Here is a 16035-nt window from a genome sequence, read left to right as displayed (position 1 = left end):
TCTTTATAGAAAGAGAGCAGCAATAGATAGGTCACGCTACAAATGAACATATTATATTTACATCAATATTTTGCTACTCCGGCCTCTAATGCTGGAACTCGGTCATATGAAATGGCCAGGAGGTTAGTTAAAAATGGTCATAAAGTAACATTTGTTACAACATCAGCTTATTTGCCTGATGATTATAATTTTAGTGATGGGTGGAACTTTATTGAAGTGGAAGGTATTGGCTTACATGTTTTACACTTAAAATATTCAAATAAAGATGGCTTTTTTAAACGTATTTTGAAGTTCATTAACTTTTCTGTACGGTCGACTTTTAAATCACTTTCACTAAAAGCGGATGTTGTATTTGCTACTAGTACACCTCTAACAATTGCGATTCCTGGTTTAGTTTATTCTAAATTTAAAAAAGTTCCTCTGGTATTTGAGGTACGTGATCTTTGGCCTGAACTGCCAGTTGCAACTGGTGTTATTACCAATAAGTGGATTATTAAAATAGCAACATGGTTGGAGAAATATACTTATAAAAACTCTAAACGTTTAGTTGGTTTGTCACCTGGCATGTGTGAGGGAATCACAAAGCATGGTATTCCAGCAGAGTATGTAACTTTAGCGACAAATAGCTGTGATACCGCTTTATTTGATACGGATAAAAAAGTAGGTATTAACTATCTAAATACTAAACTTAGCTTTGTTAATGGCCGCAAGTTGATCACTTACACTGGTACTTTTGGCTTGATTAATAATGTTGGTTATATTGTTAAGCTTGCTAAAGCTGCTCAGGCGTTAGATCCTAATTTATGCTTTGTAGCTATTGGCGACGGGATGGAAAAGTCTCAAGTTATCGCTGATGCAGAAAAAGCAGGGGTTTTAAATAAAAACCTATATATACTCCCACCAGTTCCAAAGACTGAAATAGTTGATTTGTTATCTGCAGCAGATTTATCTTTATCTTTGTTTGGTCCAGTAAAAGAGATGTGGCATAACTCGGCAAATAAGTTATTTGATGCTTTAGCGTCACAAACTCCCATCGCAATTAATTACGGTGGTTGGCAAGAAGAGTTTATTAATGAGCACAGCTGTGGCTTGGTAATAGATGCAAATGATTTCAATAAGGCATCTGCAAGCATCTCTAGCTTCTTAAATGATGAAAGCAATTATGCTGCTGCGGTTCAAAGTTGTAAGGTTCTTTCGTATGAACATTTCTCAAGGGATATAATGGCTGCACGAATAGAAAAAACACTATTGGATTCAATTAATGATTAAGCGTAGTTTTGACGTGATAGTTAGTCTATCGTTGGTATTAACTGTTTTGCCTGTTTTTATTCTCGTTGCTTTACTTATCCGTATTAAACTTGGTTCGCCAATTTTATTTACTCAAGAGCGACCAGGATTAAACGGTAAAATTTTTAAAATGATGAAGTTTAGAACCATGCTGGATGGTAAGGACAAAGAAGGTAATTTGCTGCCAGACGAACAGCGAATGACTAAATTTGGCGCATTTTTACGATCAACTAGCCTTGATGAGTTACCCGGTTTATTTAATGTTCTAAAAGGTGATATGAGCTTGGTTGGGCCAAGGCCTTTATTGGTACAGTACCTACCTCTTTATAACAAAGAGCAATCTCGTAGGCATAACGTTCGTCCAGGTATAACTGGGTGGGCACAAGTTAATGGTCGTAATGCAATTAGTTGGGAAGAAAAGTTTAAATTAGACGTTTGGTATGTTGATAACCAAAGCTTTCTACTTGATTTCAAAATTCTACTTTTAACATTAAAGAAAGTGTTTGTGCGAGAAGGTATCAGTGCTGACGGTCATGTCACTATCGAACCTTTCAAAGGCAGTAACAATGACTAATGCCAACAAGCAGCTTGCAATTTTAGGTGCCAGTGGTCAAGGTAAAGTTGTAGCAGATTTGGCAGAGCAATTAGGTTATAAAATTCGCTTTTACGATGATGCTTATCCCTCAAAAACAAGGATCGAACATTGGTCAATTAGCGGCACCCTTGATGACTTATTAGAGTGTGACGTTAACACGTTTGAAGTAATAGTAGCGATAGGCAACAATGCTATTCGTAAAGAAAAGTCTTTGATACTTGAACAGAGCCAGTTTACTTTTGCTAAATTAATTCACCCATCAGCAGTAGTTAGTCAGTATGCAAAAATAAGTGTTGGCTCAGTGGTATTTGCTGGAGCAGTTATTAATGCTTTTGCCGAAATAGGTAAAGGTTGCATAATAAATACGGCGTCAATTGTAGAGCATGACACTAAGGTGGGCGATTTTTCTCACATTTGCCCTAACACTGCGCTTGCTGGTGCTGTTAAAATTGGTGAATGTTGTTGGGTTGGTATAGGTAGCCAAGTTAAACAGATGATAACAGTGGGTGAACACACCTTAATCGGTGCAGGTAGTGTTGTGGTGAAAAGCTTACCAGCTAATGTTACCGCTTATGGAATACCTGCGGTTATAATTAAAAGTGACAACTGAACGACAGTTATTCACATTAATACGGACTTAGTTTATAAATGTTAAATACTCCTTTTTCTCCATGGCCTAGTTTTACTCAGCAAGAAGCTGATGCAGTGAGTCGTGTTGTATTATCAAATAAAGTAAATTATTGGACTGGTACTGAAGGTCGTGAGTTTGAAAAAGAATTTGCGGCTTGGGCTGGCAGTGAGTATGCAGTTGCATTAGGAAACGGTACGCTTGCGCTTGATATTGCTTTAAAAGCGTTATGTGTGGGTGATGGCGATGAAGTGATAACGACTCCTCGTACATTTTTAGCATCAGCAAGTAGCATAGTAACAGCTGGTGCAGCACCAGTTTTTGCCGATGTGGACTTAAATAGTCAAGCAATTACTGCTGAGTCTATTAAAGCAGTACTTACACCTAAAACCAAGGCTGTAATTGTTGTTCATTTAGCAGGTATGCCTGCTGAAATGGATGATATTATGGCGTTAAGTGAAAAGCATGGATTTTATGTTATTGAAGACTGTGCTCAGGCTCATGGTGCTAAGTATAAGGGGAAACCTGTCGGTTCTATCGGTCATGTAGGGGCTTGGAGTTTCTGCCAAGACAAAATTATGACCACAGGTGGTGAAGGTGGCATGGTGACTACTAATTCTAAAGAGTTATGGTCAAAAATGTGGAGCTATAAAGATCACGGAAAGAGCTTTGAAGCGATTTATAACCGTGCTCATCCTCCAGGTTTTAGATGGCTGCACGAAAGCTTTGGCACGAACTGGCGTATGACGGAAATGCAAGCTGCAATAGGACGGATTCAATTAACTCGTATGAGTGATTGGACTGCTAAGCGTCAGGCTCACGGTACTAATCTTGATAAAGCAGCGAGTGAGTTTAATTGTGTCCGTTTGGTGGAAGTACCAAAGTATGTTGAGCATGCAGAGTACAAGCATTATATGTTTGTTAAACCTGAACAGTTAGCAGATGAATGGAATAGAGATAGAATCGTTAATGAAATAGTTGAACGTGGCGTACCTTGTTTTCAAGGCAGCTGTTCAGAGGTTTATCTAGAAAAGGCTTTTGACAATACTCCATGGCGCCCAGACGAACGTTTGAAAAATGCAGTCGAGCTAGGTGAAACATCATTAATGTTTTTGGTTCATCCTACTTTGACAGAAGCTGAAATAAATAAAACTTGTTCAGTAATTAATGAAGTTTTTACTTTGGCTCAGAAAATCTAGTATCTGGCTGTGCTAAAGCACAATCAGCTTTAGTACATATTTCACTAGTAGAATTATGCTGCCTCAAGATAGCCCGTCGGAGCTAACTCTCCTCGAGCATTGTGAGGCAGCCTATTATTAGAAATATCTAACCATTCACCAATAATGTTAGGAACCTGCTGAAGTAACTCAAACAGATATAAATCCAATACTTCTTTTCGAGAGCGCTGATTAAATCGCTCAACAAGGCGTCTGCAAGAATCAATCACATCATCATCGGGCGTTCGCCTGCATCTAAGTAATAAACGCTAGGACTCAAGCCAGCTACGTCACAAGAAATGCCATACTGCCTCAAATCTCACAGGTAAGTGCTCGACCTAAGCCCTGCCTCTACTTGTTTTTTAAACTCTTTTTTTGAGATGATTCCCTCGTACATAGTGTGTTTTAAACTTAGAGTGACAAATATATATTTTAGCTTGTGATTTTTACCTTCAAGTTCTTTTAAAAGTTCAACGTAGAACCATATTTAGAACGTAACATTGTAAAAAGTACTTTGGCCAACACCATGTTTACGGTATGTTTCTATTACAGGAATGCTAGATTTAGCTTCTTTGATCGTGCCCATGATATGTGTTTCGGTGAATTTACTTTTTTGTATCGTAAAATTACTTCTTACGTGGATAGGCACTTTACTCATGAATGGTTTCGGTTTCAGAGAGAGTTATACTAAAACTGAAATGACAGTTGTTGATTTTTGTGTATATTTGTAGTCTATAGCAAAATAATTAGTCTATTTGATTGAAGTTTTTCAGTTCAAGGATTTACAGTGGATAGTTGGTTCCAGTCTCTTCTTAATTCATCGCGTTCGAAAAAGCGTCTTTTTACGCTATTAATCGACTCAATTTTTATTTTTAGTGCTTTTTGGTTGGCATTAATAGTAAGGCTAGATAGCGTATCGCCTTTTTTGGAATTTAATAACTGGCTGATTCTTTCTTTAGTATTACCGATAAGCTTATTTGTATTTATTAACCTGGGGCTGTACCGAGCTGTTCTCAGGTACGTCGGTGCCCATGCAATTGGAGCAATTTTAATAGGTACAGCGATTAGCACTGTTTTACTTGTGTTGTCTTCTTTTTTCACACAAGTATCGATACCTCGTACTATGCCAATTATTTACGCTTGGCTTTTAATACTTTCTGTAGGTGGCTCTCGTATTATGGTTCGTGCCATGGTAGGGCGTTTATCATCAGTAAATAAAACGCCTGTGGTGATTTATGGGGCCGGTTCAGCAGGGCGTCAGTTAGCGCCAGCAATTGGCGCCGGTGAAGAGTACTATGTCAGTGCTTTTATCGACGATGATAAGTCTAAGCAAGGAGCCATTTTACAAGGTATTCCTGTCATTGCATTCAATGGTATTTTTAGCTTAATAGAACGAAAAAAAGTAAAAAAAATTTTACTAGCTATGCCGAGTGAAAGTCGGGCTCGTCGCAAAGAAATCCTTGCACAGCTAGAAAACTTGCCAATAGAAGTAATGACCATTCCCGGTATGGTCGATATTGTTGAAGGTCGAGCTACGCTAGATGAAATAAAAGACGTCGACATTGAAGATTTATTAGGGCGAGACCCCGTTGCGCCTAAACAAGATTTATTGAATGCTAATATTAAAAGCAAATCAGTCATGGTTACTGGTGCCGGTGGCTCAATTGGCTCTGAGTTATGCCGTCAAATTATTAAACAAGGACCTACTAAACTTGTTTTATTTGAGTTAACTGAATTTGCGCTTTATTCAATTGAAAAAGAATTGAACGAAACAATTAAAGCACAAGGTTTAGACATCGAGTTAATCCCTATTATGGGGTCTGTGCAACATATTAATCGTTTAGAAACCTGCATGATTGCATTTGGTGTCCAAACGGTGTATCACGCTGCGGCATACAAGCATGTGCCTCTGGTTGAGCATAATGTTGTAGAAGGTGTTCGTAATAATGTTTTTGGCACTTATTATTCTGCAAAAGCTGCTATCAACGCTAAGGTTGAAACCTTTGTTTTAGTAAGCACAGACAAAGCAGTGCGTCCAACAAACGTGATGGGGACATCAAAACGTATGGCAGAGCTTTGTTTGCAGGGTTTGGCTCAGAACAAGGACAAGGGGGTGCATAAAACTCGTTTCTGTATGGTACGTTTTGGGAATGTTCTGGGTTCATCTGGTTCGGTTGTGCCATTATTTAGACGACAAATTAAAGAAGGGGGTCCAATAACACTTACTCATCCTGATATTACACGTTTCTTTATGACAATCCCGGAAGCAGCTCAGCTTGTTATTCAAGCGGGTGCTATGGGTAAAGGCGGTGATGTATTTGTGCTCGATATGGGTGAATCAGTAAAGATTAAAGATTTAGCTACTAAGATGGTTCATTTATCGGGTCTTGAGGTTAAAACCGAGTCCAATCCCCATGGCGATATCGAGATTAAATGCACGGGTTTACGCCCTGGTGAAAAGCTTTATGAAGAGTTACTCATTGGAGACAACGTTGAAAATACAACACATGAACGAATCATGACGGCTAAAGAGGTTATGCTTCCCCTTGCTGAGCTAAATGTATTTTTAGAAGCACTTGATATTGCTTGTCATAACTTTGAACATGAGGAAATTCGTCAGCTATTGTTAGATGCACCGACAGGCTTTAACCCCACAGATGGTATTTGTGATTTGGTATGGAATGCGAAAGCTACAACAATAGGAGCAGAAAATGTTGATGATAGAAAGGTTGTTAGTTTTAAATGAGCGTAAGCTATAAGCTGACAGTAACCTAAGGAGTTGGTTTTGAATTTTGAGCATTTAGGAGAATGGAAGCTGCCGATATTTATACAGCTAAATTAGCTCTAAAGGATTATGGTTTTAGTGCAGTTTACTCGCTTTTGTTTATCACCCTTACTGAGGTATAGTCCGATCAGGGAGAAAGAGAAGCGGAGATTTCTAGACATAGCTGACTATTCTCTAGCAGAAGTTAATACTCAAAATTTATATAAGGGTTGCGATTGTAGGTCATCATTTATGGCGACGGGTTTAGTTAGTTTGTTGTGCTAAAGCATGACTTACAAATGATTTGGTTCAGTGTTTCGCAGGTTGTCATTCATAGCGGCAAATTTAAAGGTTATTACTAGCAAATTAATTATCATATAATATGAGACTTTTCATGTGTTAAAGTATCGATAGGCGGTTTGAAGTCCTCGCCTTATGCTGTAATATTATTTCGCTTTTTAAACTTTAAATATGGAACTTTAATGAAAATTACAATAGTTGGTACAGGTTACGTTGGTCTTTCGAATGCTTTATTGCTTGCTCAACATAACAAGGTAGTTGCTTTAGATATTGACGAAAATAAAGTCCAGCTATTAAAAGATAAAAAATCACCAATTATTGATGCTGAAATTTCTCATTTTTTATCTAATGAGCCTGTGAATTTTACAGCTACAACGAATAAAGAATCTGCTTTGCAAGGCGCTGATTTTGTAGTGATTGCAACACCCACTGACTATGACCCAGAAACAAATTACTTCAATACAAGTAGTGTTGAATCAGTGATCGCAGATGTATTAAAAATAAACCCAAGTGCAACTATGGTAATTAAATCAACGGTTCCAGTAGGTTACACAAAGTCTGTGAATGAGAAATTTGGTGTTGATAACGTTATTTTTTCACCTGAGTTTTTAAGGGAAGGTAAGGCGCTATACGATAACCTCCACCCGTCAAGAATTATTGTTGGAGAGCAAAGTGAGAGAGCCGAAATTTTCGCTAACTTACTAAAACAAGGTGCGAGGAAAGAAGAGGTAGAAGTGTTATTCACCGACTCTACAGAAGCAGAGGCAATCAAACTGTTTTCAAATACCTACCTTGCTATGCGTGTGGCGTATTTTAATGAGCTAGATAGTTATGCTGAAGCTCATGGTCTTGACTCGAGGCAAATTATTCAGGGGGTAGGGTTAGACCCTCGTATTGGTAGTCATTACAACAATCCGTCTTTCGGTTATGGTGGCTATTGTTTACCAAAAGATACGAAGCAGTTGTTGGCAAACTATAAATATGTGCCAAATAATATGATCAGAGCCATTGTTGACGCTAATACTACACGCAAAGACTTCATAGCGGATTCAATTATGAAAAGATCACCAAAAGTGGTTGGTATTTATAGGCTTGTGATGAAATCTGGGTCTGATAATTTTAGAGCATCTGCAATTCAAGGCATCATGAAGCGTATTAAGGCGAAGGGTATTGAAGTAATCGTTTATGAGCCTTCTTTTGACGGTGACTCTTTCTTCAACTCAAAAGTGGTTAAGTCATTAGAAGAGCTTAAATGTACCGATGTGATCATTTCTAACCGCATGCATGAAGAATTATCTGATGTTGTAGAAAAAGTTTATACCCGAGATTTATTCGGTAGCGATTAATTGCAGCTGTGAGCAATATTAACATTAAAAAGCGTTGGTTTATCCAGCGCTTTTTTTGTATGTTTGTTGTTGTCGCTGACGTGCCTGCAAGTTTGCTTGAACCTTATGCATTATGTGACACCTCAGGAAGCGCTTGGAGAATGGCGAGACATCTCTAATGTCACCTTAATGTAAGCTATGGAGGCTATGTGGACAAAACCTTATTAGTAACCTCTGAAGTCTTTTCCAAAGCATAAATCTAATAATAGCGCCGACTTAGTTGAGTATTAGGCACATTGACGTTAACTTTGTGCCTCATATTGCACTAAAACGCTAGTGTTATTGATGACTTTATGGGTATTATGATTGGATTTTTGATTCAAATATGACATCTGTTACAAGCTTGTGTATATTTATACCCTAATTAAAAGTCATTCAATTGTGAAAGTGAACTTTAGCTCAAGGATTTACAGTGGATAGTTTTTTCCGTTCATTATTAAATGCGTCTCGCTCTACGAAACGTATATATACTCTATTAATAGACTCTATTTTTATTTTTAGTGCATTTTGGCTGGCACTGATTGTCAGGCTCGACAGCCTATCACCATTTTTTGATGTCAAAAATTGGTTCTTGTTGGCGCTGATATTACCTGTGAGTTTGTTTGCTTTCGTAAATTTAGGATTGTATCGAGCCGTTTTAAGGTATGTTGGTGCACATGCTGTTGGAGCAATTGTGGTGGGCACGATTGTTAGTACAATTGTCCTTGTATTGGCTTCTTTCTTTACTCACGTTACGATCCCTAGAACTATGCCAGTTATTTATGCATGGTTGTTGATACTTTCTGTAGGTGGCTCTCGAATCATGGTAAGAGCTATGGTAGGGCGCCTTGCTACAATTAATAAAGTGCCTGTTGCAATATACGGTGCAGGTTCGGCAGGGAGACAATTAGCACCAGCTATCGCCGCAGGTGATGAATATTATGTAAGTGTATTTATCGACGATGATACATCAAAGCAAGACGCTATTTTGCAAGGCATCCCTGTTGTTGCTTTCAGTAACTTATTGAGTCTAATCGAACGCAAGAAGGTTCGGAAAATATTACTGGCAATGCCGAGTGAAAGCCGAGCTCGTCGTAAAGAGATCCTATCTCAGTTGGAAAATTTACCAGTTGAAGTGATGACAATACCTGGCATGGCTGATGTTGTTGAAGGTCGAGCGACTTTAGACGAAATAAAAGATGTTGAAATTGAAGATTTGCTGGGCCGTGATCCTGTAACCCCTAGACAAGAGCTATTAGATGCAAATATCAAGGGTAAGTCTGTCATGGTTACGGGAGCTGGTGGCTCTATTGGATCTGAACTATGCCGCCAAATTATCAAACAAGCGCCAAAAAAACTTGTCCTGTTTGAACTAACTGAGTTTGCGCTTTATTCAATTGAAAAAGAACTGAGTGAAATAATCCAGTCTAAAGGTTTGGGGATTGAATTGATCCCAATTATTGGTTCTGTTCAGCATATAAATAGGCTTGAAACGTGCATGATGGCATTTGGTGTTCAAACCGTTTATCACGCTGCAGCATACAAACATGTTCCACTTGTTGAACATAATGTTGTTGAAGGTGTTCGTAATAATGTTTTTGGCACTTATTATTCAGCTAAAGCTGCCATTAACGCAAAAGTAGAAACTTTTGTACTTGTGAGCACTGATAAGGCGGTAAGACCAACTAATGTGATGGGAACAACTAAGCGAATGGCTGAACTTTGCTTGCAAGGGTTAGCTCAAGATAAAGATAACGGTAAGCATAAAACTCGCTTTTGTATGGTAAGGTTTGGCAATGTGCTGGGCTCATCTGGTTCTGTGGTGCCATTGTTTCGCAGACAGATTAAAGAGGGGGGGCCTATTACTCTTACTCATCCAGAGATCACGCGCTTCTTCATGACAATTCCTGAAGCTGCACAGCTAGTAATACAAGCGGGAGCGATGGGTAAAGGTGGAGATGTATTTGTGCTTGACATGGGGGAGTCCATAAAGATTATAGATCTGGCAACCAAAATGATTCATTTATCAGGGTTAGAAATAAAAAGCGATGCAAACCCTCATGGAGATATACAAATTCAGTGCACAGGTCTTCGTCCCGGAGAGAAACTATACGAAGAGTTACTTATTGGAGATAATGTAGACCAAACAAGTCACCCTCGAATAATGACTGCAAAAGAGTCTATGCTACCGCTACACGAACTTATCGTCTTCTTAGACTCCTTGGATTTAGCGTGTCATAATTTTGAGCATGAAAAAATACGTCAGCTGCTTTTGGAGGCACCAACTGGATTTAACCCAACAGATGGAATATGTGATTTGGTTTGGAATGCGAAGAAAGAAGTAACGATTTTCAACGACGATAAAATTGTCAGTTTTAAATAAAGATCCCTTTAAGTAACAAGGAAAGTTTCTGATCGGCCCAGGGGATAATTAAGAGTTACATTTATTTTAATCTAATTATGTTAAGCTTTGGTTCGTCCTATAGGAGCTTATAGGGCTGTGTGTACTCACTTACTTTCGTTGAATGATAAACAATAATAATCTATCGGATCCTAGAAAATGTCTAAATTTTTTCCTCCTTTAATGTTTGGTTTGACCATTGCTTCCACATCTAGCTTTTCTAACGATGAACTTGATACATATCGCTCCTTTACTGGGTTCACGGGGCTAATCAATACAACAAATGCTGAAGTTCTAGAGTCAGGGTTATGGGATATTGGTTATAATAATATGCTCGACAACTATACTCATAGTTACGTTGATGGTCATAATTTTATTTTTTCAGCTGGCATATTTGAAGGGCTGGAAGTAAGTGGCCAGATAACATCTAGTACTATGCATGATAATATCTTCTTTACTTCTGTTGATGGTGATAATCAAATAAGGGATTTATCTTTTAACGCAAAGTATCAATTGCCAATTATTCCTGAAGAATGGTTTAGCTTAAGTATTGGCTCAAAAGATATAGGTGGTGCAGCTAATAAATATGAGACGCATTTTATAGTTGCTTCAAAAGAATGGCGTAATTTTCGGTTTTCACTGGGTGCTTCTCAAAGTGAACATCAAACGGGTATGATGAACGGCCCGTTTGGTGGTATAGAGTGGATGCCTGTGGACTGGTTTGCATTTCAAGTAGAGTATGACGCTGAGGCTATTAATAGTGCTGCGAGAGTTGTTATACCTAAAGAGTGGCTTTTCGACTTAGGTGAGTTATCTTTGACGAGTAGGTTTTACTCTAGCACAGATTTTGATGAAGATGATATTTACTGGGGAGTAAACTTCAAAGCGCCATTCTCTAAGTTGGCCCGAACGTCTAAATCGCATGTCGAGGCTGCGCCACAACCGAGTTTACTCACACCTTTGAGCTCACAAAACACGGCAAGAATAGAGCATAGACAATTAGACTCTTTAGAAACTGAGAGATTCGATATAAAGAGCTCATCTCATACGGATAGCGAGAAGAGTAATGAGCATATACTGCAGAAAAAAGAGCTAAACAATTTGGCTCGTGAGCTAAGAAATAGGCTCATTGATGACGGATTTGAGTCTGTAAGAGTTGGCTTTACTGCACACCCAATAATCATTGTAACACTTGAAAATGCAACTTTTAATCATAATGAAGTTGATGCATTAGGGCTAGCGGTTGGACGTATTACTGAAATATTCTCAGGCACATCTGCGAAGTTTGTGCTTGAATTGCAAAACCATAGCATCCCTATGGTTGCACTATCAGGTGATGTGGCGAATTACGAACGCTTTTTGAGTGATAATGTTGAGCCTGATATCCATATTAAAATGGGGGCGATGCGTAATGTTGCAGGAATTTCTTGGGTTGGCCTAGAAAATGCCAATCAGCGATGGTTTAAGCCTAGAGTGACAATTAGTCCAGAAGTTAATTCTACGCATGCTACAGAGTTTGGGGTGTTGGACTATTCTTTAGCGCTAAAAGCTGATGTTAATTTACCCCTTTGGAAAGGTGCAGGATTTAACCTTTCAGCACAAACGCTTGTATCTGAGAGTGATGACTTTAAAGAAAAGCGGATTTTTGATGATTTATCAGAAGATAATGGTGTAAGAAGTGCTTTCTTCTATCAGACGTATCAACTTCCGTGGGGACTCTATAATCAAACTAAAATCGGTTTCTTTAGAGAGTTTCATAATTATAATGGCATTATTAATGAAACAGCATGGGTAAGTGCAGATGGAAGTCATAAGTTTACAAACACTTACGGCTATTTTGAATATCAAGATCACGACGCAGATAGGGATTACCATACGATAGATTATCAATATTATTGGAGTGAAAAGGATGTTAGCTTTCATGTAACCGGCGGGAAGTTCTGGCGAAAAGACAGTGGTGTTAAAGTGGAAACGAGGTTCTGGTTTGGTGATAGCTATGTCGCATTATTTGGTGAGGATACTAATGCAAAAGTAGCGGGTATAGCTCTTAACATTCCATTGTCTAAACGTAAAAGCATGAATGTAACTCAGTACGGACAAGTTAAAGGGAGTAGCGGATGGCGACATCAGATCGGAACGCGTATTGGAGAGTCGGCTAATCACCTAGTATATCAACAAGCATATCAGCCTAGAGTACCTGTTAGTTTAAACAAAACATTCTTTAATAGAGGTCGAAGCTCCGTTCATTATATTAATAATAACTTATCAAGGTTGCGTGAAGCTTACTTAACCTATAAGTAATTGCCCTTCTTCATGCCTGTTTCGATAAACTTCGGTATCGAAACAGGCATGATAAATCTAGCCTCGTATTATAGTCATTATGCAACTGTAACTACCCCAGCTTTAGTACAGTTCATTAGTAACTCAAGAAGCTCACTGGAGTTTAATTTATTAGTGCACCGTGAGGCTGTTCATACTTATAAATACCTAACTATTTGTAACTACTCAGCTTTAGTACAGTTCATTAGTAGAATCATGCTGTCTCAAGATAGTTCATTGGAGTTTGATTTTCTAGTGCATCGTGAGGTTGTTCATAATTATAAATATCTGGACATTCATCTGTGATTTCACGAACTTGCTGATGTGACTCAAACAGATATAAATCCAATGCCTCTTCTCGGTAGCTTCGATTGAATTGCTCAACAAAACCGTTCTGATATGGACTACCTGGTTTAATAAACTCAATTTTAAACATTTTTCAGCAGCTAACTTTCATACTTGATGTGAATTCAGGACCATTATCCACTCGAATTTGCTTTGGTTTTTCACGTCGTGTACGAAGTCGTTCCTGCTTTAGGTGTACTTGCTCAGCGCAGAGGCTTGTATCGACCTCAACCGCTAATGCTTAGAGGTGATAATTGCTCTGTGTGCTTAACGGCTAAGGTTTAGTTGGAGCATGTTATACACTCGCTCAACGCGCTTCTTTATTCCATACTTTGCCTTGATGCCTAAGTCGTTTAACTAGCTTTGGCACGCCTCTCCTAGGATGCCGTTCAACAAGCGTCTGCAAAGAATTAATCACATCATCATTGGACAGGTCGCTTACATCTATTAGTAAATACGGCGACTCAAACCAGCTACATCACATGTAAATGCTACACTGGCCTCAAATCTCACACCTAAGTAGTCTAACCAAGCTTTGCGTTTACTTGCTTTAACAGCTTTTTTGAGATGATTTCCTCAAGCATTGAGTGTTTTAGGTAGGGCTCCCACCAAGAGGTATTTAAAATCTTACCTTATTTTAGATATAAGTGGTGTGGCTAATATGAATTTCACTTTATTAGGCTTTTGTATAAATTTATGGTGGAATTTTAGGTTTTTATTTTTATTAAATTAATTAAAAAAGCCGCGATCTATCGCGGCTTTACGTTTCAGTTTACTCAGTAAAATTAGTTACCGCCAGTTACACCTGTAACTGTTTGTGTATCACATTGGGTAAGCATATTGAGTGATAGCGCGTCAGTGCTACCAGTTTCTACTTGCGTTTCCCATGTGTTAGTGAAGGTATTGAAGAATCTGAATGTATATTCTACACCTGAATCTAGTTCAATGTTGAACTCACTACCATAGTAGCTGTCTTGCAAGTTATTTGCTAAAACTGCACCACGGTATAACTGAACTGTAGTTGGGCTCAGTACTGGATCTGCACCTTGGTCTGCATCATCATTGTTGCTACATACTGCAAATGTAGATACTGGCTTAGTTACAACTTCAACGTTTTCAGTTGGTGTAAGTTGTAATGTTAGGCCATTTAAGTCACAAAGCGCACCAGAGTATACCGCAGCTGTGTTATCGACAGCAGGACCTGTATCACCTTGAACACCATCAAGTACGTTTACATTGTTTTCAAGTACACGTACTTCTACATCGAAACGAGGAGGGTTACGGAATGTTGCACGGTTTAGTGCAGCACGGTTCCAAGGCTGTGCATCAAATCTGTAGCTGTTTGTTAATAGCTGAACTGATGTAAAGCGTGTGCTAGGTTCACCATCACTATCAACAATGTTGAACGAAGAAATATTACAACCACGCTGTGCGAAGAAATCAAGGTTCCAGTATGATAAGTGGTCTACCTCTACTTCTACGTTGTACGTTGTGCTGTCTGCATTGCCGTCATCAGCAACTACACCGAAGCTTTCAAATGACCACTGACCATTTGATTCTTCGTAGCTCCATACTGGGAAAATTTGACCAACTTGAACTAGTGCAGGTTCGTTTACTAGAGCTGATTCTTTACATACACCAGCTTCTGTGAAGCCTCTGTTTGCCGCATCAGCAATACTTTCGCCGTCTTGTTGGATAGTAGGACATGGCGTACGTGTAGTTTTATCAACCTTCATAGCTACTTTGATTGATTTGCCTTCACCGAAAGACTTTACTTTTTCGCCTTGTTCGTTTACTAGCTCGATAGCAACAAAACCACCAGTAGTGAAGTTACCTTCAACTGACTCACCACCATCTGCAACAGCTAGGTTTAAACCACCTGGGAATGCATCTAATGAAGATGTTTGGTCAGTTGCAGCACTATCAGCTCCACCTTCAACTGCAGTTGCTTCGTTTGCGAAGTATGCCACGGTTAGTGCTGGTGCAGATTGTAGAGGTTCACCGTTTGCTTGAACGAACTCAGTACCATTTGGAAGAATTACTTCTGCGCCACCTACCGCTTTTTCTGCCTGCTCTGAACCTACATTCACTGGAAGTGTGATTTCAGTTGCATCGCCAAGGTCAAGACCACCAGTTGCGCTATATTCAACAGTAACATCAGCATTTAACTCAGCAAGCGCTTTTGTTTCTGCGACAACTGGGATATCAGTACTTGTGAAGTTACGGGCAGTTAGTCGAACGACTTCTGTTAGAGTTTCACCAGAGCCGATGCTAACTTCAGCTGTATTTGATAGGAAATCAGCTGATTGAACTGTAAATGAAAAAGTCTTTGTAGTGTCTGCTGCAATTCCATCAACAGTGTATGAGAATGAGCCAGTAGTATTCGTGTTGTATGGGTCATTGGCAGTGTTTGTAACAGCAATAGCAGTACCTGAAGCTGTTTGTAACCCATCTACTGAAGAGTTGAAGATGACTTCAACTGATGTGCCGTCTGGTAATGGAGCGCCAAGTGAGTCTGTTACAGTAATAACGAAACCACCGTCAGCTAATTCAACTGCAGTTGGAGGAACAACAACCGTTTGCTCTCCGCCTGGGTCTGGCGGAGTGATTGTAACATCGTTATCGTTATCGCTGAAACAACCTGTTAAACCAACTGTTAAACCCAATGCAAGGGCAAGTTTAGTTAGCTTCAAATTTTTATTTCCCATGATTTTTACCTTTTCCTTTAAATACAAGTAAACTGAGATTTTTGACCAATTAAGTGCAGATGTAAGAAAGCCTTGCCCTGCATGCAAATTAGTGAATTAGAGAATAA

General features: G+C 39.0%; 11 protein-coding genes. 8 read left to right on the top strand and 3 right to left on the bottom strand.

What is annotated here, in order from left to right; genetic code table 11:
• The first annotated feature begins 42 nt into the window (after positions 1-42).
• The 4 genes from N477_RS22905 to N477_RS22890 are packed head-to-tail and all read left to right on the top strand — an operon-like array spanning position 43 to position 3709.
• Positions 43-1269, top strand: a complete 1227-nt coding sequence (locus tag N477_RS22905; protein WP_063361449.1) for a glycosyltransferase family 4 protein — start codon at positions 43-45, stop codon at positions 1267-1269.
• A complete protein-coding gene (locus N477_RS22900; protein WP_155732007.1) occupies positions 1262-1861 on the top strand; it encodes a sugar transferase in 600 nt (199 codons plus the stop codon). The genes N477_RS22905 and N477_RS22900 overlap by 8 nt, the downstream gene beginning before the upstream one ends.
• Entirely contained in the window at positions 1854-2492 is a 639-nt protein-coding gene (locus N477_RS22895) for an acetyltransferase (RefSeq protein ID WP_063361450.1), read from the top strand. The genes N477_RS22900 and N477_RS22895 overlap by 8 nt, the downstream gene beginning before the upstream one ends.
• A 38-nt stretch (positions 2493-2530) precedes the next feature.
• Entirely contained in the window at positions 2531-3709 is a 1179-nt protein-coding gene (locus tag N477_RS22890; RefSeq protein ID WP_063361451.1) for a DegT/DnrJ/EryC1/StrS family aminotransferase, read from the top strand.
• A 53-nt stretch (positions 3710-3762) separates the two neighbouring features.
• Here the strand turns inward: N477_RS22890 and N477_RS22885 are convergent, their stop codons facing one another.
• Positions 3763-3957, bottom strand: a complete 195-nt coding sequence (locus N477_RS22885; protein ID WP_063361452.1) for an integrase core domain-containing protein — start codon at positions 3955-3957, stop codon at positions 3763-3765.
• Between the two features lie 557 nt (positions 3958-4514).
• Between N477_RS22885 and N477_RS22880 the strand changes: the two genes are divergently transcribed.
• The 4 genes from N477_RS22880 (at position 4515) to N477_RS22865 (ending at position 12857) form a co-directional block, all read left to right on the top strand.
• Positions 4515-6473 (top strand): polysaccharide biosynthesis protein, encoded by a 1959-nt coding sequence (locus N477_RS22880; RefSeq protein ID WP_063361453.1) that lies wholly within the window; start codon positions 4515-4517, stop codon positions 6471-6473.
• Between the two features lie 500 nt (positions 6474-6973).
• Positions 6974-8137 (top strand): nucleotide sugar dehydrogenase, encoded by a 1164-nt coding sequence (locus N477_RS22875; RefSeq protein WP_063361454.1) that lies wholly within the window; start codon positions 6974-6976, stop codon positions 8135-8137.
• Positions 8138-8588: 451 nt separating this feature from the next.
• A complete protein-coding gene (locus N477_RS22870) occupies positions 8589-10538 on the top strand; it encodes a polysaccharide biosynthesis protein (protein WP_063361455.1) in 1950 nt (649 codons plus the stop codon).
• Positions 10539-10715: 177 nt separating this feature from the next.
• On the top strand, positions 10716-12857 hold the full coding sequence (locus N477_RS22865; protein WP_063361456.1) for a YjbH domain-containing protein: 2142 nt from the start codon (positions 10716-10718) through the stop codon (positions 12855-12857).
• A 232-nt stretch (positions 12858-13089) separates the two neighbouring features.
• On the opposite strand, the gene N477_RS25825 is transcribed toward N477_RS22865, so the two are convergent.
• Together N477_RS25825 and N477_RS22855 are read right to left on the bottom strand one after the other, a co-directional pair.
• Entirely contained in the window at positions 13090-13311 is a 222-nt protein-coding gene (locus N477_RS25825) for an integrase core domain-containing protein (RefSeq protein WP_081216414.1), read from the bottom strand.
• 694 nt (positions 13312-14005) lie between these two features.
• Complete coding sequence (locus N477_RS22855; protein WP_063361457.1) at positions 14006-15928, bottom strand: hypothetical protein; 1923 nt, start codon at positions 15926-15928, stop codon at positions 14006-14008.
• Positions 15929-16035: the final 107 nt, after the last annotated feature.

The organism is Pseudoalteromonas luteoviolacea H33-S, from assembly GCF_001625695.1.
In the GTDB taxonomy this organism is placed as follows: Bacteria; Pseudomonadota; Gammaproteobacteria; order Enterobacterales; family Alteromonadaceae; genus Pseudoalteromonas; species Pseudoalteromonas luteoviolacea_B.
The sequence above is the reverse complement of the archived record's forward strand: the minus strand, read 5'-3'. Positions and strand labels throughout refer to the sequence as shown.